At 69.5% G+C, this 18,678-nt stretch carries 15 protein-coding genes and 1 pseudogene; 11 read left to right on the top strand and 5 right to left on the bottom strand.

Going from position 1 to position 18,678, the window contains the following annotated elements:
- Positions 1-111: 111 nt before the first annotated feature.
- The gene (locus ACF059_RS24280; RefSeq protein ID WP_392060623.1) at positions 112-702 is read left to right on the top strand and encodes a TetR/AcrR family transcriptional regulator; all 591 of its coding nucleotides are present in this window, start codon (positions 112-114) and stop codon (positions 700-702) included.
- A 139-nt stretch (positions 703-841) separates the two neighbouring features.
- Entirely contained in the window at positions 842-3,049 is a 2,208-nt protein-coding gene (locus ACF059_RS24275; protein ID WP_392060620.1) for an MMPL family transporter, read from the top strand.
- A 100-nt stretch (positions 3,050-3,149) separates the two neighbouring features.
- Here the strand turns inward: ACF059_RS24275 and ACF059_RS24270 are convergent, their stop codons facing one another.
- A complete protein-coding gene (locus ACF059_RS24270) occupies positions 3,150-3,590 on the bottom strand; it encodes an SsgA family sporulation/cell division regulator (RefSeq protein ID WP_392060617.1) in 441 nt (146 codons plus the stop codon).
- 164 nt (positions 3,591-3,754) lie between these two features.
- On the opposite strand from ACF059_RS24270, the gene ACF059_RS24265 reads away from it, so the two are divergent.
- The 4 genes from ACF059_RS24265 (at position 3,755) to ACF059_RS24250 (ending at position 7,622) form a co-directional block, all read left to right on the top strand.
- Complete coding sequence (locus tag ACF059_RS24265; RefSeq protein WP_392060614.1) at positions 3,755-4,843, top strand: energy-coupling factor ABC transporter permease; 1,089 nt, start codon at positions 3,755-3,757, stop codon at positions 4,841-4,843.
- 1 nt (position 4,844) lies between these two features.
- The gene (gene cbiQ / locus ACF059_RS24260) at positions 4,845-5,606 is read left to right on the top strand and encodes a cobalt ECF transporter T component CbiQ (protein WP_392060611.1); all 762 of its coding nucleotides are present in this window, start codon (positions 4,845-4,847) and stop codon (positions 5,604-5,606) included.
- Complete coding sequence (locus tag ACF059_RS24255) at positions 5,603-6,388, top strand: energy-coupling factor ABC transporter ATP-binding protein (protein ID WP_392060608.1); 786 nt, start codon at positions 5,603-5,605, stop codon at positions 6,386-6,388. The genes cbiQ and ACF059_RS24255 overlap by 4 nt, the downstream gene beginning before the upstream one ends.
- A gap of 67 nt (positions 6,389-6,455) precedes the next feature.
- Entirely contained in the window at positions 6,456-7,622 is a 1,167-nt protein-coding gene (locus ACF059_RS24250) for a serine hydrolase domain-containing protein (RefSeq protein WP_392061209.1), read from the top strand.
- A 15-nt stretch (positions 7,623-7,637) separates the two neighbouring features.
- Here ACF059_RS24250 and ACF059_RS24245 read toward each other — a convergent pair whose 3' ends face one another.
- A complete protein-coding gene (locus ACF059_RS24245; RefSeq protein WP_392060605.1) occupies positions 7,638-9,269 on the bottom strand; it encodes a penicillin-binding transpeptidase domain-containing protein in 1,632 nt (543 codons plus the stop codon).
- Positions 9,270-9,721: 452 nt separating this feature from the next.
- Between ACF059_RS24245 and ACF059_RS24240 the strand changes: the two genes are divergently transcribed.
- Entirely contained in the window at positions 9,722-10,453 is a 732-nt protein-coding gene (locus tag ACF059_RS24240) for a hypothetical protein (protein ID WP_392060602.1), read from the top strand.
- Between the two features lie 159 nt (positions 10,454-10,612).
- Here ACF059_RS24240 and ACF059_RS24235 read toward each other — a convergent pair whose 3' ends face one another.
- On the bottom strand, positions 10,613-11,281 hold the full coding sequence (locus ACF059_RS24235) for a tyrosine-type recombinase/integrase (RefSeq protein WP_392060599.1): 669 nt from the start codon (positions 11,279-11,281) through the stop codon (positions 10,613-10,615).
- Positions 11,282-11,779: 498 nt separating this feature from the next.
- Here ACF059_RS24235 and ACF059_RS24230 point away from each other — a divergent pair.
- Positions 11,780-12,088 (top strand): annotated as a pseudogene (locus ACF059_RS24230) (GNAT family N-acetyltransferase); the annotation flags it as partial.
- A 145-nt stretch (positions 12,089-12,233) separates the two neighbouring features.
- Here ACF059_RS24230 and ACF059_RS24225 read toward each other — a convergent pair.
- Both ACF059_RS24225 and ACF059_RS24220 read right to left on the bottom strand, forming a co-directional pair.
- The gene (locus tag ACF059_RS24225; RefSeq protein WP_392060596.1) at positions 12,234-13,808 is read right to left on the bottom strand and encodes a hypothetical protein; all 1,575 of its coding nucleotides are present in this window, start codon (positions 13,806-13,808) and stop codon (positions 12,234-12,236) included.
- Between the two features lie 255 nt (positions 13,809-14,063).
- Positions 14,064-15,833, bottom strand: coding sequence for a dolichyl-phosphate-mannose--protein mannosyltransferase (locus ACF059_RS24220; RefSeq protein WP_392060593.1), 1,770 nt, complete (start codon positions 15,831-15,833; stop codon positions 14,064-14,066).
- A 218-nt stretch (positions 15,834-16,051) separates the two neighbouring features.
- On the opposite strand from ACF059_RS24220, the gene rsmI reads away from it, so the two are divergent.
- The 3 genes from rsmI (at position 16,052) to ACF059_RS24205 (ending at position 18,571) form a co-directional block, all read left to right on the top strand.
- Complete coding sequence (rsmI, locus tag ACF059_RS24215) at positions 16,052-16,909, top strand: 16S rRNA (cytidine(1402)-2'-O)-methyltransferase (protein WP_360891638.1); 858 nt, start codon at positions 16,052-16,054, stop codon at positions 16,907-16,909.
- Positions 16,910-17,068: 159 nt separating this feature from the next.
- A complete protein-coding gene (locus tag ACF059_RS24210) occupies positions 17,069-17,641 on the top strand; it encodes a hypothetical protein (RefSeq protein WP_392060590.1) in 573 nt (190 codons plus the stop codon).
- A gap of 48 nt (positions 17,642-17,689) precedes the next feature.
- Positions 17,690-18,571 carry a TatD family hydrolase gene (locus tag ACF059_RS24205; protein ID WP_392060586.1) on the top strand — a complete coding sequence of 294 codons (882 nt, stop codon included), beginning with the start codon at positions 17,690-17,692 and terminating at the stop codon, positions 18,569-18,571.
- The last annotated feature ends 107 nt before the right edge of the window (positions 18,572-18,678 follow it).

Here is an 18,678-nt window from a genome sequence, read left to right as displayed (position 1 = left end):
GCCGGAAGCGAAACGGAACGGTTTCGTTTCGCTGGGGGGTCGGGGTATCGTCTTAAGCGTACGAAGTAGTTTCGTTCCCACGCGTGGGGCGTTCGGACGGGAGACACGGAGATGACCGAGGCGATCGCGGCCCGGCGCAGCCGGATCACCCCCGAACGTCAGGCCGAACTGCACGAGGCGGTCCTCGACCTCCTGCGTGACGTCGGCTACGAGGCGCTGACCATGGACGCGGTCGCCGCCCGTACGAAATCCAGCAAGGCCACCCTCTACCGCCAGTGGGGGAGCAAGCCGGAGCTGGTCGCCAAGGCCCTTCGATGTACGCAGCCCGTCTCGCTGCGGGAGATCGACACGGGCAGCCTCCGCGGTGACTTCGCGCTCATGGTGGAGCACTCGGACGACGCGCAGATGGCCAAGGACACCGCGCTGATGCGGGGCCTGGCCCATGCGGTCCACGAGAGCCCCGAGCTCCACCGGGCGCTGCGGGACCTGTTGGTCGACCCGGAGATCACCGGGCTGCAGGTGATGCTGCAGCGCGCGGTCGACCGGGGCGAGATCGCTCCCGGGTGCCCGGCCCTGGATTTCGTACCGCACATGCTCATCGGGACGTTCATCGCGCTCCCGCTGATCGAGGACCGCCCGGTGGACCGGGCGTTCCTCGGTGACTTCATCGACGCCGTGGTCTTCCCCGCCCTCGGCGTCTGATCCGCCCCGTCCCCGTCCCTTCCTCGCTCCTGCTGCTCCTGACACGCCGCTCTCGTCGTCGGGCCGGCTTTTCACGCCCTGATCCACGGGACCCGTCCCGCCGGATCCATCCCACGACCTGAACGGGAGAACCACCGACGTGGCCACCTTCCTCTATCGCATCGGCAAGGGCGCCTTCAGGCGCCGCGGGCTCGTCGCCCTGGCCTGGGTGCTGCTGCTGTTCGCCGCCGTCTTCGGCGCGGCCACGGCGTCCGCGCCCACCTCCGGCTCGTTCTCGATACCCGGCACGGAGGCCCAGAAGGCCTTCGACCTGCTGGATCAGCGCTTCCCGGGCCTGGCCGCCGACGGCGCCACCGCTCGCATCGTGGTCAAGGCGCCCGAGGGCGCCAAGGTCACCGACCCCGGCCCCAAGGCCGAGGTCCAGAAGATCGTCGCCGCGCTGAAGTCCGGCCCGGGCGCGGAGCAGGTCTCCTCGGTCACCGACCCGTACGAGACGCAGGCGGTGAGCCAGGACGGCTCCACCACCTACATCAGCGCCAAGTACGACGTCAGCGGCATGGAGCTCAAGGACGTCACCCGCGACGCGCTCAAGGACTCCGGCACGCAGGCCAAGGCCGCGGGGCTGAACGTCCAGATCGGCGGCGACGCGCTGATGACGGCCCCCGAGACCGGCTCCGGCGAGATCATCGGCATCGCGGTCGCCGCGATCGTCCTGGTGATCACCTTCGGTTCGCTGATCGCGGCCGGTCTGCCGCTGCTGACCGCGCTGATCGGCGTCGGCATCGGCGTCTCCTCCATCACCGCGCTCGCCAACGTGCTGGACCTCGGCACCACCACCTCCACGCTCGCGATGATGATCGGCCTCGCGGTCGGCATCGACTACGCCCTCTTCATCGTCTCCCGCTACCGCGCGGAGCTCGCCGAGGGCCGCGAGCGGGACGAAGCCGCCGGCCGGGCGGCCGGAACCGCTGGTTCCGCCGTCGTCTTCGCCGGTCTGACCGTCGTCATCGCCCTCGTGGGCCTCGCCGTCGTCAACATCCCGATGCTGACCAAGATGGGCTTCGCGGCCGCCGGCACCGTCGTCATCGCCGTGCTCGTCGCCCTCACCCTCGTCCCGGCCATCCTCGGATTCGCCGGCAAGAAGGTCCTGCCCGCCGGCCAGAAGAGCAGGCTCTTCGGCAAGGGCGCCAACAAGGCCGCCGGCGCCGAGGAGAAGCCCAACGGCGGCACCCGCTGGGCCCGCTTCGTCCTGCGCCGCCCGGTCATGGTGCTCCTCGCCGGTGTGATCGGCCTCGGGATCATCGCCGTACCGGCCAGCAAGCTGGAGATGGCGCTGCCGGACGACGGCTCCCTGCCGGTCTCCACCACCCAGCGCCAGGCGTACGAAATGCTGTCCGAGGGCTTCGGTCCGGGCTTCAACGGCCCGCTGATGGTGGTCGTCGACGGCGACAAGGCGCTCGCCGACAAGACCGTCGACCGGATCAAGGGCCTGGACGGCGTGGTCGCGGTCACCCCGCCGAACCTCAACAAGGCCGGCGACGCCGCGGTGATCACCGTCATCCCCAAGGAGCGCGGGATCTCCACGCAGACCAAGGACCTGGTCCAGGAGATCCGCGACGGCAGCGGGGACGACGTCCTCGTCACCGGAGCCACCGCGATGGAGATCGACTTCACGCAGAAGATGAACGACGCGCTGCTGCCCTACCTGGCGCTCGTCGTCGGCCTGGCCTTCCTGCTGCTGATGCTCGTCTTCCGCTCGATCCTGGTCCCGCTCAAGGCGGCCCTCGGCTTCCTGCTCTCGGTCGTCGCCGCCCTCGGCGCGGTCGTCGCGGTCTTCCAGTGGGGCTGGCTCGGCTCGCTCTTCGGGGTGGAGCAGACCGGCCCGATCATGTCGATGATGCCGATCTTCATGGTGGGCGTCGTCTTCGGTCTGGCCATGGACTACGAGGTCTTCCTCGTCACCCGTATGCGTGAGGCGTACGTCCACGGCGAGCGCCCGGGCCAGGCCGTGGTGACCGGCTTCCGCTACAGCGCGCGGGTCGTCGTGGCCGCCGCCGTGATCATGATCGCGGTGTTCGCGGGCTTCCTCGGGGCCACCGACCAGATGATCAAGATGATCGGCTTCGGTCTGGCCGTCGCCGTGTTCTTCGACGCCTTCGTGGTCCGCATGGCCATCGTCCCGGCCGTACTGGCGCTGCTCGGGCACAAGGCCTGGTGGCTGCCGAAGTGGCTGGACCGGCTGCTGCCGAACGTGGACGTGGAGGGCGAGAGCCTGCGCAAGCACCTCGGGGAGTCCCCGAAGGCCACCGAGGGCCCGGGCAAGGACCGCGAGCTGGTCAACGCCTGACCTCCTCCCGGACGGCCGACACCCCGGCCCCGTACCGCCTGATCACCAGGGGGTACGGGGCCGGGGTGCTTTTTTCGCGTTCCGCGGGGGCGCGTTGGGCCTAACGGGTGGCGGGGGCGGCGTAGGTGCGGCGCAGGAAGCGGCGCAGGGCCACGCTGTCGAACTGCACCACGGCGACGCCCTCGGGGGAATGGAACTCCACGACGGCCTGGACGCGGCCGCAGGGCCAGACGCGTACGTCCCCGGTTCCGGTCGGGGCCTGGAGGCCGGCCTCCAGCAGGGCGCGGGGCAGGACCCACACGTTGTCGGTGCCCTCGGGGGACAGGTCCGCGGGGAAGACGATCCGTACGGCCAGCGGCTCGGCCTCGGCGAAGCGCAGGGCCACGGGGACCTTGCGGTAGAGGGGGTCGTCGCTGATCACGCGGGCGGTCACGCGCTCCTCGACGGCCGTCGCGGTCGTCGTCGCGGTCGCGGTCGTGAGGGTGGTTGAGGTCGCGGTCGCCGTCGCGCTCGCGGGGGGATTCTCGGCGGTGGCTGACACGACAAGACTCCTCAATTCGGAACATATGCGTCCGTTTGTCCTCCAGCCTCGCACATTCCGACGAAACCGCACGGAACTTTTTGTGACGCAGACGCTCTTGCCAACGATTTGCAACAGGGCCCTACTCTTGAACGGTTCAAGACTGTGAGAAGCGGAGTCCCTCCATGCATGTGCCCGACGGATTCATCAACACACCCGTCTCGGTGGCCGCCGGAGTGGTCGCCGCCGCCGCGGTGGCCGTGAGCCTGCGCGGCGCCCGACGTGAGCTCGGCGGCCTCTCCTCCCAGGCCGAGGGCATGGGAGGAGAGCGGACCGCACCCCTCGCCGGCCTCGTCGCCGCCTTCATCTTCGCCGTCCAGATGCTGAACTTCCCCGTCGCCGCCGGCACCAGCGGCCACCTGCTGGGCGGGGCGCTCGCCGCCATACTCGTCGGCCCCTACACGGGCGTGCTCTGCGTGTCCGTCGTCCTGCTCATGCAGGGCATCCTCTTCGCCGACGGCGGGCTGACCGCCCTCGGGGTGAACATCACCGTCATGGGCGTCGTCACCGTCGTCATCGCCTACGGCGTCTTCCGCGGGCTGCTCAAGCTGCTGCCGGCCGGCCGCCGCTCGGTGACCGTCGCCGCCTTCGCCGGAGCCCTGCTCTCGGTGCCGGGCGCGGCCGCCGCCTTCACCGCCGTCTACGCCGTCGGCGGCACGACCGACGTGCCCCTCGGCAAGGTGCTCACCGCCATGGTCGGCGTGCACGTGCTCATCGGCATCGGCGAAGCCGCCATCACCGCGGCCACCGTCGGCGCCGTGATCGCCGTACGCCCCGACCTGGTCCACGGGGCCCGCGGGCTGACCACCCGGCTGAAGCTGCGCATCGGCGGCGAGCTGGTCGACGCCCCCGCGCCCGCCGCCTCCCCGGTGGCCGCCCGCTCCACCACGGCGGTCTGGGCCACCGGCCTGGTCACCGCGCTCGTCCTCGCCGGGTTCGTCTCCTTCTACGCCTCCGCCAGCCCCGACGGTCTGGAGAAGGTCGCCGCCGACCAGGGCATCGACCAGAAGGTCGAGGAGCACGCGGCGAAGGACTCCCCGCTCGCCGACTACGCCGTGAAGGACGTCGCCGACGCCCGTCTCTCCGGCGGCCTCGCGGGCGCCCTGGGCGTCGGGGCGACCGTCGCCGTCGGCACCGGCGTCTTCTGGGTCGTGCGCCGTCGCGCCACCGCCACCGGCTCCGACGCCACCGCCGCCGAGCCCTCGGCCGTCTGAGATGGGAGCGGGACACGCCCACAAGCTGTACCGGCACGGCCACTCGCCGGTCCACGAGCTGCCCCCGCACTGCAAGCTCGCCGCGACCTTCGCGTTCGTCCTGATCGTCGTGTCCACACCGCGCGAGGCGGTGTGGGCCTTCGGCCTGTACGCCGTCCTCCTCGCGGGGACCGCGGCCGCGGCCCGGATCCCGGCCGGCTTCCTGCTGCGGCGGCTGCTGATCGAGGTGCCCTTCGTCGCCTTCGCCGTGCTCATGCCCTTCGTGGCGCAGGGCGAGCGTGTGGAGGTGCTCGGCATGTCGCTCAGCGTCTCCGGCCTGTGGGGCGCCTGGAACGTCCTCGCCAAGGGAACCCTCGGCGTGGCCGCCTCCGTCCTGCTCGCCTCCACGACCGAACTGCGGGCCCTGCTCCTCGGCCTGCAACGGCTGCGGCTGCCGCCGCTGCTCGTGCAGATCGCGACCTTCATGATCCGCTACGGCGACGTGATCGGCGACGAGCTGCGCCGCATGTCCATCGCCCGCCGCTCGCGCGGGTTCGAGGCCAGCGGGATCCGGCACTGGGGGGTGCTGGCCAAGACGGCCGGCGCGCTGTTCATCCGCTCCTACGAGCGCGGCGAGCGGGTCTACCTCGCGATGGTCAGCCGCGGCTACGCCGGCTCGATGCCGGTGATCGACGACGTCACGGCCACGCGCGCCCAGTGGGCGTACGCGGCCGTACTCCCGCTGACGGCCCTGGCCGTCTGTCTGATGGGCTGGACCCTGTGAACGCATCCCCCTCCGCCCCGTCCGCCTCCGCCACCCCGCCCCCCTCCCTTGAGGTGACCGGCCTCGCCTACGCCTATCCCGACGGCCACCAGGCCCTCTTCGGGGTCGACCTCACCGTCGGGCGCGGCGAGCGCGTCGCCCTCCTCGGCCCCAACGGCGCCGGCAAGACCACCCTCGTCCTGCACCTCAACGGCATCCTCACCGGCGGCGTCGGCTCGGTGAGCGTGGCCGGGCTGCCGGTGGAGAAGCGGAACTTCGCCGAGGTCCGGCGCCGGGTCGGGATCGTCTTCCAGGACCCCGACGACCAGCTGTTCATGCCGACCGTGCGCGAGGACGTGGCCTTCGGACCGGCGGCGGCCGGCCTGCGGGGCGCGGAGCTGGAGGAGCGGGTACGGGCCGCCCTGGACCAGGTCGGCATGGCGCAGTTCGCCGACCGGCCGCCCCACCACCTGTCCTTCGGGCAGCGCCGCCGCGTCGCGGTGGCGACCGTCCTGGCCATGCGGCCCGAGATCCTGGTCCTCGACGAGCCCTCGTCGAACCTGGACCCGGCCTCGCGCCGCGAGCTCGCGGACATCCTGCGCTCGCTCGACGTGACGGTGCTGATGGTGACGCACGACCTGCCGTACGCGCTGGAGCTGTGCCCGCGCTCGGTGATCCTCAGCGAGGGGGTCATCGCCGCGGACGGCCGCACGCAGGACCTCCTGTGCGACGAGAAGCTGATGCGGGCGCACCGGCTGGAGCTGCCCTTCGGCTTCGACCCCCGCTCGGTGGCGGTGGCATAAGCCGTGGTCGCACAAGCCGTGGTCGCATAAGCCCTGGTGGCATAAGCACCGGCCGTCGGTGGTTGCACTGCTCGTGGACATCCAGGGTGTGGTGGCGGAGGGCTTCGAGCCCGTCAGAGACGCGTTCGTACGCAACTTCGAGGTGCTCGGGGACCGGGGCGCGGCCGTCGCCGTCTACCGGGACGGCCGCAAGGTCGTCGACCTGTGGGGCGGCACCAAGGACGCCGACGGCGCCGAGGCCTGGACCGAGGACACCGCCCAGGTCGTCCGCTCCGCGACCAAGGGCGTGGCCGCCGCCGTACCCCTGCTGCTGCACCAGCGCGGGCTGCTCGACGTGGCCGCGCCGGTGGGCTCGTACTGGCCGGAGTTCGCGACGGGCGGCAAGGACAAGGTCCTGGTCCGGGACCTGCTCGCCCACCGCGCGGGCGTCCCGGCCCTGGACCGGGGGCTGACCGCCGCCGAGGCCGCGGACGGGGTGTCCGGGGCGCGCGCGGTCGCCGCGCAGCGTCCCTTCTGGGAGCCGGGGAGCGAGCACGGCTACCACGCGCAGACCTACAGCTGGCTGCTGTCCGAGCTGGTGCTGCGGGCGACCGGCCGCACGCTGGGCTCGGTCCTGGCGGAGGAGATCGCCGAGCCGCTGGGCCTGGACTTCTGGATCGGCCTGCCGCAGGACCAGGCCCACCGGGTGGGCCGGGTGGCCCCGGTCGACCCGCCCGCCAGCGCGGGCCTGCTCAAGACCCGGCCGCGGCGCAACGTCTCCGAGGCCTACGCCGACCCGCACTCCCTCACCCGCCGCGCGTTCGCGGCCATCGACCCGATGCCCGACGAGAACGCCCCCGCCTACCGGGCCGCCGAGCTCCCCGCTTCGGCGGGCATCGGCACGGCCCGCGCCCTGGCCCGCTTCTACGGGGCCACGATCGGCGTGGTGGAGGACGGCGCGCGGATCTTCACCCCGGAGACCACCGCCCTCGCCGGCCGCGAGCTGTCCGCCGGCCCCGACCGGGTGCTGGTCGTGAACACCCGCTTCGGCCCCGGCTACATGCTGCACGGCCCGGCCTCCCCGCTCCTGTCCCCGGCCTCCTTCGGGCACCCGGGCCGCGGCGGCTCGCTGGCCTTCGCGGACCCGGAGGCGGGCATCGGCTTCGGCTACGTGACCAACGCCCTGGCCAAGTCGGTGACGGCCGACCCCCGCGCTCAGGCGCTCGTACGGGCCCTGCGGTCCGCGCTGGGCTAGGAAGTCTGCGCGGGGTCAGCCCGCGTTCAGGACCTCCGCGACGATCGGGCCCGCCGTCTCGCCGCCGTGGCCGCCGCCCTCGACCATGGCCGCCGCGGCCACGTCGCCGCTGAAGCCGGTGAACCAGCTGTCCGGGCTGCCCGCGCCGTCGACCTCCGCGGAGCCGGTCTTCGCGCCCTTGTCCGAGCCGCCGACCGAGGCCATCGCCTCACGGCCGGTGCCGCTGGTCGCCGTCAGCTTCATCATCTTGACCAGCTGCGCGGACACCCCCGGCTTCAGTGAGCGCGAGGCGGTGGCGAGGGTGCGCCCGTCCAGGGAGGCCTTCACGATCACCGGCTGACGGAACACCCCCGTCCGGGCGGTCGCGGTGATCGAGGCCACGTTCAGCGGGTTCATGGTGATCGTGCCCTGGCCGATGTACGCGGCGGCCGCGCCCGCCCCCGAGACCTCCGGGACCGAACCGTCCACCGAGACCACCCCGGTCTTCCAGTCGAGCCCGATCCCGAAGACCTCCTTCGCCTCCCGCGGCAGCGCGCTGTTGTCCTTCACGTCGTCGATCAGGCTGATGAAGGCGGTGTTGCAGGACTTGGCGAAGCTCGACGCGAAGGGCTCGCCCTCCGACGCGAAGTGGTTCAGGTTGTGGAAGGACTTCCCCTCCCACGTGGCGGTCGCCGGGCAGGCGGCCGGCTTGTCCGCCGACACCAGGCCCTTCTCGATCAGCATGGCCCCCGTCACGATCTTCATCGTCGACCCCGGGGCGCGGGCCCCCTTCATCGCCGCGTTGAAGCCGTCCTTGCGGTGGTTGGCCACGGCCAGGATCTCGCCGGTGCTCGGCTTGACCGCGACCACGGAGGCCTCGGCGTGCTTCGCCACGGCCTTCTCCGCCGCGGCCTGCACCTCCGCGTCCAGTACGGTCTGGATCTCCCCGGGCCGGCCCTCGGCGAGCGTGAGCAGGGTCCGCCGCGGCGCGTCCTGGGCGGCGGGCTCGATCCACACCTCCGCGCCCTTGGCGCCGCCCGCCTTCTCCCCGTACGCCTTGCGCAGGTCGTCCAGGACGGCGCGCAGCGACGGGTACTGCTCGGCCGTCAGCTCCTTGCCGTTGCGGTCGAGCGCCTTGACCGGCGGGTTCGCCGGGGTGCCCGCCCGTAGCCTCTCGTCCTTCTGGAGCTGCGGGTGGATCACCGAGGGCTGCCAGTCGACGAGCGGCTTTCCGCTGGTCAGGCCCCGTACGACGGTCAGCTGGGAGTCGTAGGCGAGCGGCTTGGTCGTGCCCTCGTACGTGATCTCCGCCTCGACCTTGAAGGGCACGGTGGTGCCGTTCGGCGCGCCGGGTGTGATGACGGCCTTCGACACGTACGCCTTGGTCTTGAAATCCCCGACCGCGGCCAGCGCGGCCGCGTTGTTGTTGGTCAGTTCGGCGGCCACCCCCGCCTCCCCGGCCGCCCACGCGGCCAGGAACGCCTTGGCGGTCGCGGCCGTCTCCTTGGCGCTGACCGGCCCACTGCCCTTCTCCGCCCGCGCGGAGCTCTCCCCGTCCTTCGCGTCGCCGTCCGAACCCCCGACCAGGGCGTACACCCCGTACCCGGCACCGCCGAGCATCGCCAGAAACACGCCGCCGATGACGGCGCCCTTCGCTGCCCCGTTCACTTCGTCCCCATCCCCCGGGTCCACGGTCCCTGAACGCGTTCAAAGAACCCTTGGCTCGGACCTTACGCTGCGCAGTGAATCCGTGCGACACCTGTTACCGGACCGGAACATCCGGCGGGGCCCGGTCATGACGAAGGCCGGGACCCGCACGACGCGTCCCGGCCTTCGTCTTCGCGCCTGCTAGACCCAGGTGTCAGCCACATGCGGCCGCGCTAGGAGTCCATCGGCAGGGTCTGGCCCGTGTAGATCGGCCAGAAGTAGATGGAACTTCAACCAGCGAGTGGATTTATAGCCTGACCAGCAGGTTTCGCGTAGATCGAGGGGTGCTAGGGCCCGCTGGGCCGCCTCTGGGCCGTGAGCGTGTGTTCGCCCCCACGCCCGACGTCCCCCTGGCGTCAGGTGGTGCGTGAATAGCACGCCAGAGGGGATCGGTCGAAGCTACACTCACCGGCATGCAGCAGAGTGGGTTTACGGAGCGGGTTTCTGCTGGTTCGGCAGCCGTTTTCACGGGTCTCGTGGCCGATACGGCGGCTGTTGTCGCGTTGCTGGCATCGGACACGTTTCGGAGATGGTGCAAGGACTACTGGATCATTCCGACAGGTCTGTGTCTAGTGTCGGTTTATGTGGTCATTGCACTCGTGGAGTTGAATTCGCGGAAGGCGGGCGAGTTGCGTGCGCTGAGAAGCAGATTGAGGGAGCCGACTCAGCACGACCGTAACCTCTTCTTCGCACTCACTACGTCGCTTCATCCCGATGGGAGGACTGTGGAGTGGCTGAAGCACGGCTTCATCTGTACCAGTTTTGAGCACTCTATGGTTGATCCGCTTGACGCCTTGCAGAGGAGTCGAGATCGAGACCCTCGGGGGTTCGATCACGAGGAAATTGAACCGACATACCGAGAGCTTACTGCTTGCGTCGAGAGATTCATCAGATGTGTGAATGAATACATGTGGATAGATAGTCCAGGAAATCCGAATAGGTTGGCCATTCCTAGGGAGTGGGAATTCGATCAGCCTGAGCGTTATGAGCGTGCGATGCGTGAGCTGAATGCACGCTCGGATGAACTGGTGGAGGCCTACGATGCATTTCTTCTAACGGCACAGCGGCACGGTGTGACGCAGACCGGGGAGCAAGTTAGGGCGCCCTCCTTCATCCTGGGGGCCAGCGAAAACCGTACCGGCTGAGGGAATGCATAGGCTCTTTTGCCTCCAGGGCTCCCGTGGCGTAGAAGTACCAGGTGAGCGTGTAGTGACCCGCGCCGCGGCGTACCGGCCGCCCTCCATTTCGGCCGGAGAATGAGGTGGGGCTGCACATGGCGTCTCGACGCGGGGGGAGCGGCTGGGTCACTCTGCCGTTTCGGGGCCGTGATCATGGTCCGGCGCGGCTCTGAAGAGCCCGTCGATGGCCCTTCGCGTTCGACCCTCACTGCTGGGCATCAGGTGGGTGTACGTCCGCAGCGTGAAGCCTGGATCGGCGTGGCCGAGGTACTGACTCAGAGCCCTGATGTTTTCGCCGGCGTCCAGGAGAACGGATGCGTAGAAGTGCCGCAGCGCGTGCAGTCCGTGCTGGGGCGCTGAGGCGTACCGCTCGTCTGCCTCCACCGGCGGGATGATGCCAGCCACCGCAAGAGCGGGCTTCCACTTGTTGTCGTTGAAGTGGCTGACGCGGACAAAGGTGTCACGCAGGCTGGGGAAGACGAGAGACTTCGTGACGGGCGGGCCGTCCGGAGTCCGCCAAGGCAGGGTGACCGTTACCGGGGGGTGGAGCTTGGAATGTGCGATTAGTGCCGCTGCGACGGACCCGGGCAACGGCACGGAGCGTGCTTTGGCGCCCTTTGGAGGGGCGAAGACGTAGTTTCCCCGGATGCGCTTGAGCTGGTGCTCCACACGCAGCCACTCACCCTCGTAGTCGATCTCGTCCTCGGACAGCCCGAACACCTCCCCCTGTCGAAGGCCGCAGCCACTGGCGACGTCGGCAATGGTCCGTAGATGTCCGGGGAGGGCGGCCCGCACTGCCAGTACCTGCGCGGTGGTCCAGGGCGTGACGCGTGGTGGGGCGGGCTTGGGCACCTGCACCGACCGGGCTCGGCAGGGGTTCTTGTCCGTCGTCCACGGCGGCTGCGAACGCGGCGCTGACCGTTCCGAAGATGATCCGTCGGTGCGAGGATACGGGCACGTTCTTCTTCAGCTCACCCAGCCAGATCCGGATGTGTCCCGGCTGGAACGAGGGCATGGGGCGGGTCCCGATGTAGGGATACGCGTGCAGCCTCAGTCGTCGCTCCGCCGCCTCACGGCTTTGATCTCCGTCGCGTGGGTCTTCACCCACTTTTCGGCGAACTGGCGGAAGGTGATGCGGTTGGAGCGAGGATCCACGTACTGGCCCCGGGACATGTCGGCCGCAGTTTCGTTCAGCCACATGTCAGCGAGGCGCTTCTGCTTGTCCGGGAACGACTTGCTCTTCTCGGTACCGTCGGGGCCGATGTACCGGGCGCGGTAGCGGAGCCCGGTGCCAACAAGCTGACGGTCGCCAGGACGCACGCGGGGCGGGACCTCGGCGGGCGGATGCTCGATTGGGCCGGCGATCGAGCCTGTCGGGCTGGTGCGTCCTGGCTCCGCCTCGACGCGTGGACAACGAACGAGGCACTTCAGCGCTACTACCTGCGCCACGGCTTCGAGCACCTCCGCACAGTCACGGAAGGCGGGGCGGTAAACGGCGGACCGCGAGTCTCAGGATGGCTTGCTCAGCGTGTGGCAAGGCTCGACAGTGGCCATAACCTGGCTGACAGGACGCCCGCTCCGGCATCTATATCGGCCGCGTGACGGCCGTCGGCGGACATCGGCGAGCGGTGAGCCTCCGAGAAGTCTTGCCCCCCCGTGCCCGGTACGAGGGGCAAAACGGATGCTCACGGGCCGTCCAGATGCCTCCCATCCGGCTGCCCATCTCTAGTCCTGGAACGCGCGCGTGTCACGAGCCAATTAGTAGAATATTTCCTCGCGACGCAGAATCGACTGCTAGTAGATCCTGACGGTCATACAAACCCTTGAACGCGTTGATCGCGATTTCGATTGAACGATCCCTGTGGCTGTATGCGTCTTGAATGTTTGGTTCCTTCGCCCCGTGTACAAGTTTGCTGCGGACGGCATACAGGTTCTTGATTTCGGTGAAAAGCTTTTTTCGGGCTACCGGATCCTCTTGTTCCAATAGATGTGCCATAGAGGCGGCCACCCTGAAGCCCACCTCTCCTTGATTCGTTCCGAACATATTCTCCCAGCAGATGACGGCGTCAACGAATGCATCCATAGGGTCAAAGCGGGCTGACACTGCCGATAGTAGGCGACGCATTCCCATATCGAGATTTCCCGGATGGTTCGCTACTCTCTTCGACCAGTATTGAATCTGGCTTTCAATGTCTGCGCTAACGGTGATGGGTGTCACAATGTTCGGCATATAGCTCTGAATTGAGAGTCCAACCGACTTCCCGCTCGCGATGGGATTTAGGGTAGTTGTGGCGACATCTACCGGTGCGGCGGGGCTGCCATCGGAGGCAAACAGGATTGAAAGTCGCGCAAGGTCAATCAGTCTTCGTGTTTCCGCTGCATTTTTCTCGAATGTGGGCCTGAGTTTTTCATACTCGGCAGACACTATTTCGTCGCTAGTGTTGGCTGGCCTGATGCTGAGAAGCTGGAGGGATGACCTGACTTCCAGTACGGAAGTGATTCCCTCCTGGCCCATAAGGTCCGCCAGGTCGCCAGGGGTGGGGTGTCGCAGTTGGCCACCCTGGAAGGTGATTGGCTTCTCGGCGGTCACGGTGACGTTCTTGAGGCCTACCAGCGTGTAAGTCGACGTCGGCTTCTTCTCGGACAAGGTTCGTGCCGTCTTGAGCGCGTCAGCCACCAAGGAAAAATACTCCTCGGGTGATGGGGTAGTGGAAATCCGGCGCGCGGCATACTCCAAGATCCCCGTGATTAGACCGATGAGTTGGAGACTACCGCCGCTGCCGTTCGACCAAATGGCGCCGGAAGTGATGCCTGCTCCGATTTCAATTCCAGGTGATGAGTCGCTATTTGGGATGCCGTCCGGGAATAGCCGACTAAGTGAAGCGTCGGCCAATACTGCACGCACCGCGTCTCGACATGTTGGGTTCTGGTATACGGACGTGCTCACCCCTGAGTGGCCGTAAGCGGCTTTGCTTGATGGTGCCGGCATCAAACAGGCCGGGTACGCGTCGCGTGCAAGTTGAAATATGGCTGATTCGACCGGGTCTACGCTGGACCGGGCGGCAATCTCACCTCCGCATTGCTGGCGAAGGGCGTTGGGTACCGACATTTGAGATGGTGTGTGATATTGGAGAATCGTGGACATTGAGATCCGTTGGATCACCTCGTCGGGATTCTGCTTCAAATTCTGGGCGAATTCTCGCAACTCGGCTACGGTCGAAGATTGGGCTAGGGATAGGATGGTTGCATCTAGCTCGCCCGCTGGGATGTTGAGGCAATAAGAAGCGAACGCGTCTCCGAAAAACCGCCTGACGAGGTCCATGAGGCTGATGGTAATGACTGATCAATGCGGTGTCGCCCGTTTTGCCTGCGCTGCCTTGCTCGGCGCTGGCAACTTGGGAGTGCGTGATCAAGCTCGGGGGAGCGACCACCTACGGAGGCGGTGGATGGCGTCGACAGAGTGGCCCAACATGGGCCGTCTGTGGGCCGTCGAGGGGCGGCCCAGGACGGCCAGCGGCCACCGGCAACAACCACGACGGGCCCGGCACCAGAAGGTGCCGGGCCCGTCTTTGCCCTGCTAGACCCAGGTGTCCAGCCACATGCGGCCGCGCCAGGAGTCCATCGGGAGGGTCTGGCCCGTGTAGATCGGCCAGAAGTAGATGAAGTTCCACACGATCAGCAGGACCAGGACGCCCGCGCCGATCGCGCCCAGGGCGCGTCTGCGTTCCGACGAGCCGGCCGGGCCCAGGAGGGCGCCGATCATCATCGCCACCGCCAGGCACAGGTACGGGACGAAGACCACTGCGTAGAAGTAGAAGATCGTGCGCTCCTGGTAGTTGAACCAGGGCAGCAGACCCGCCGCCAGCGCGCACGCGATCGCGCCCGCCCGCCAGTCGCGGCGGAAGAACCACCGCCACAGCACGTACAGCAGCGCGAAACAGCCCGCCCACCACAGCAGCGGCGTGCCCAGCGCCAGGACCTCGCGGGCGCACTTGCCCGTCTCGGTCGCCGGGCAGCCGTCGGTGCCCGGGGCGGGGGACTCGTAGAAGTAGGAGACGGGCCGGCCCAGGACCAGCCAGCTCCACGGGTTCGACTCGTAGGTGTGGCCCGAGGTCAGACCGACGTGGAACTTGTAGACCTCGGTCTCGTAGTGCCACAGGCTGCGCAGCCACTCCGGCAGGAACGACAGTGCGCTGCCCTGGTCGTGCTTGGCCGCCCAGTCGCGCAGGTAGCCGCCCTTGCCGTTGTCCGGGCTGAGGATCCACCCCGACCACGAGGCCAGGTACGTCACGATCGCGACCGGGACCGTGGACACGAAGGCGGGCAGCGCGTCACGGCGCAGCATCGCCGCGTACGGGGCGCCCGCGCCCGCGGTGCGCCGCGCGGCCGCGTCCCACAGCACGGTGAGGACCCCGAAGAAGGCCAGGACGACGAAGCCGTTCCACTTCGTGCCCGCGGCCAGGCCCAGGCACACGCCCGCCAGGATCCGGTACGGCCGCCAGCCCAGCCGCAGCGTCTCGGCGATCTTCACGTCGGGCCGCGTCCGGCCCTCCTCGTCCACCGGCAGCGCGTCGGCGAGCCGGGCCCGGGTCCGGTCCCGGTCGATGAGCAGCGCCCCGAACGCGGCGAGCACGAAGAACATCAGCACCAGGTCGAGCAGTGCGGTGCGGCTCATCACCAGGTGCAGGCCGTCCACGGCGAGCAACGCCCCCGCCAGGCAGCCGAGGAAGGTCGAGCGGAACAGGCGGCGCCCGATCCGGCACAGCATCAGCACCGACAAGGTGCCGAGCACGGCGGTCATGAACCGCCAGCCGAAGGGCGTGAAACCGAACATCCACTCGCCGAGCCCGATGACCCACTTGCCGACGGGCGGGTGCACGACGTAGCCCGGGTCCACCGGCAGCGGGACCCCGTCCGGGTTGGCGAGGATCGACTTGTCGATGTCCTTGGGCCAGCTCGCCTCGTAGCCCTGCTTGACCGTGGCCCAGGCGTCCTTCGCGTAATACGTCTCGTCGAATATCACCGCCTTCGGGCTGCCCAGGTGCACGAACCGCAGCACACCGGCGACCAGCGCCACCAGCAGCGGCCCCACCCACGACAGGACCGCCTGCCAGACCCCCCACGTCCGCGCGGGCAGACCGAAGGTCATCCACAGCTGCCGGGACGGCTTGGCGTACGGGGGCACCAGGCGGGTGCGCACGTCCGTGCGCGGCGAGGCGCCGGCGCCCGGCACGTAGCCGAAGGCGCGCAGGCGGCGCAGCCAGACGGGCGGCTCATCATCGCGTCCCGCCGGTGAGGCGGGCGGGGCCCCCGCGGGGCTGGGCGGCGGCGTCGCGGTACTGGTCACCGGCACATCGTAGGGAAGAGATCCGGGTGCGCCCCAGACCGGGCCTGACGGGGGGTCCCGGGTCGCGGGGCTGAGAGGATGGGCGGGTGACCACTGACCAGCCCCGCGGTACCGAATCCACGCCGATCGGCGACCCGACCGGCGACCCGACCGGCGACGTGACCGCCGACACGACGGCGGCCCCGGCCCACGCCCCGGCCGCAGCCACCGCCGCGGGCCTGACCGGCACGCTCGTCCTCGCCGGCACGCCCATCGGCGACCTCTCCGACGCCCCGCCGCGCCTCGCGGCGGAGCTGGAGCGGGCCGACGTGGTCGCCGCCGAGGACACCCGGCGGCTGCGCCGGCTGACCCAGGGCCTCGGTGTGCACACCACCGGGCGCGTCGTGTCGTACTTCGAGGGCAACGAGTCCGCGCGCACCCCCGAGCTGGTCGAAGCGCTCCAGGACGGCAAGCGCGTCCTGCTGGTGACCGACGCCGGCATGCCCTCCGTCTCCGACCCCGGCTACCGGCTCGTCGCCGCGGCCGTGGAGCAGGACATCAAGGTCACCGCCGTCCCCGGGCCCTCCGCCGTACTCACCGCGCTCGCGCTGTCCGGGCTGCCCGTGGACCGGTTCTGCTTCGAGGGGTTCCTGCCGCGCAAGGCGGGCGAGCGCCTCGGCCGGCTGCGCGAGGTCGAAGGCGAACGGCGCACGCTCGTCTACTTCGAGGCCCCGCACCGGCTCGACGCCACCCTGGCCGCGATGGCCGAAGTCTTCGGCGCCGACCGTCGCGCCGCGGTCTGCCGCGAACTGACCAAGACCTACGAGGAGGTCAAGCGCGGCGGCCTCGGCGAGCTCGCCGCCTGGGCCGCCGAAGGCGTGCGCGGGGAGATCACCGTCGTCGTGGAGGGCGCGCCCCCCGCCGGGCCCGGCGACGTGGACGACGAGGAGCTCGTGCGCCGCGTACGGGTCCGCGAGGAGGCCGGCGAGCGGCGCAAGGAGGCCATCGCGGCCGTCGCGGCCGAGGCCGGGGTACCCAAGCGCGACGTGTTCGACGCGGTGGTCGCGGCAAAGAATGCGGCACAAAAGGTGCCGTAAGTCGGTAAAGGACTAACCTGAAAGGCAAAGCTCAGACCGCGCACCGGGCGCTTTGGGCATGACTCGCTCAAGGACCGTCCAACACTGGACAGGGCCTGATGCGCTCCCGCCCGAAGAGGCGTCCACTGGCAATGCACCAGTGGAACAAGAGGAGCTGGCATGAGTGAGATCGCAGACACCCCCGCATCCGCAGCCGCGCCCGCCGTGGTCACGCCCGCCGCAGTCCCCACCTCCCGCTACGCGGCCGACGTGCACACCGTGCACGAGGCGTACTCCTTCGCCTGCATGAAGTGCGGGTACGGCTGGGAGCAGGAGTACGCGATAGAGCACCACGTCGACGGCAAGGGCGAGCCGTTCATCATGTACAAGGTCAACGCCGAGCGGGTGCCCTCCCCCCTGTCCAACCCCACCTGCCTGAACTGCGGCGGACACGTCGTCCGCATCATGCGGGCCGGCCAGGTCTCCTCGGTGCGCGGCATGCTCGACCAGCTCTACCACCACCCCGGGATCGCCCCGGGCATCGCCGGACCCGTCCCGGCCACCGGCGCGGGCCACGACAGGGAACACGAGCGCAGGCGGCGGCGCGGGCACACCGGCTCGCTGGCGGCGGGCGCGCCCGGCGAGCCCGGAGCCCTGCCCCACGACGCCCCCGGGCCGGTCCACGTGACGGCGGCCGACGAGCGGCGCGAAGGCCCCCTGGCCCGTCTGTGGGCACGGCTGCGCCGGTCATGAGCACCGGCCATAGGCGCCGGCGTAAGCACCGGTCATAAGATCGGCCGCATGAGCTCTTCCACCGCGTCCAAGGACGCACCGCCGCCGCTGCCCGAGCCCCTCCGGGTGGCGGTGGCGGATTCGCACACCCACCTGGACATGCAGTCCGGCACCGTCGAGGAGGGCCTCGCCAAGGCCGCCTCGGTGGGCGTCACCACCGTCGTCCAGGTGGGCTGCGACGTGAAGGGCTCCCGCTGGGCCGCCGAGACCGCCGCCGCCTACGACAACGTCCACGCGGCCGTCGCCCTCCACCCGAACGAAGCCCCCCGCATCGTGTACGGGGACCCCGACGGATGGTCGCGCCAGGGAGCCCGGACCGGCGGCGGCGAAGCCGCCCTGGACGAGGCGCTGGCCGAGATCGAGGCGCTCGCCGCCCTCGCCCACGTGAAGGCGGTCGGCGAGACCGGGCTGGACTACTTCCGCACCGGGCCGGAGGGAACGGCCGCGCAGGAACGCTCCTTCCGCGCCCACATCGAGATCGCCAAGCGGCAGGACAAGGCCCTGGTCATCCACGACCGCGACGCCCACGCGGACGTCCTGCGGATCCTGCGCGAGGAGGGCGCGCCCGAGCGGACCGTCTTCCACTGCTACTCCGGGGACGCCGACATGGCCCGGGAGTGCGCCGCCGCCGGCTACTACATGTCCTTCGCCGGCACCGTCACCTTCAAGAACGCGGCGCCCCTGCGCGAGGCCCTGGCCGTGGCCCCGCTGGAGCTCGTCCTCGTCGAGACGGACGCCCCCTACCTCACCCCCGCGCCGTACCGCGGACGGCCCAACGCCCCGTACCTCATTCCGCTGACGGTCCGGGCCATGGCGGCCGTGCGCGGCCTCGACGAGGACGCCATGGCCACCGCGCTGGCCGCCAACACCGCCCGCGCCTTCGCCTACTGATCCCGCCTCAGCCGCGCCGCCCCCGCGACGCTGCGTGTTCGAACGGCTTTGGAGAGTGACGATTCCTCCGCTAAGGTGCCGTGGCCCAGCCGGGCCGGTGCCGGATC

Origin of the sequence: Streptomyces sp. NPDC016562 (assembly GCF_043076955.1) — a bacterium.
Lineage (GTDB): Bacteria > Actinomycetota > Actinomycetes > Streptomycetales > Streptomycetaceae > Streptomyces.
This window is presented reverse-complemented; position numbering and strand designations above follow the sequence as displayed.

Coding starts and splice junctions, on each gene's coding strand:
- cbiQ (WP_392060611.1), top strand. CDS start 4,845: ATGGGAGCGGGACACGCCCACAAGCTGTACCGGCACGGCCACTCGCCG.
- ACF059_RS24210 (WP_392060590.1), top strand. CDS start 17,069: ATGAGTGAGATCGCAGACACCCCCGCATCCGCAGCCGCGCCCGCCGTG.
- ACF059_RS24280 (WP_392060623.1), top strand. CDS start 112: ATGACCGAGGCGATCGCGGCCCGGCGCAGCCGGATCACCCCCGAACGT.
- ACF059_RS24265 (WP_392060614.1), top strand. CDS start 3,755: ATGCATGTGCCCGACGGATTCATCAACACACCCGTCTCGGTGGCCGCC.
- ACF059_RS24205 (WP_392060586.1), top strand. CDS start 17,690: ATGAGCTCTTCCACCGCGTCCAAGGACGCACCGCCGCCGCTGCCCGAG.
- ACF059_RS24240 (WP_392060602.1), top strand. CDS start 9,722: ATGCAGCAGAGTGGGTTTACGGAGCGGGTTTCTGCTGGTTCGGCAGCC.
- ACF059_RS24225 (WP_392060596.1), bottom strand. CDS start 13,808: ATGGACCTCGTCAGGCGGTTTTTCGGAGACGCGTTCGCTTCTTATTGC.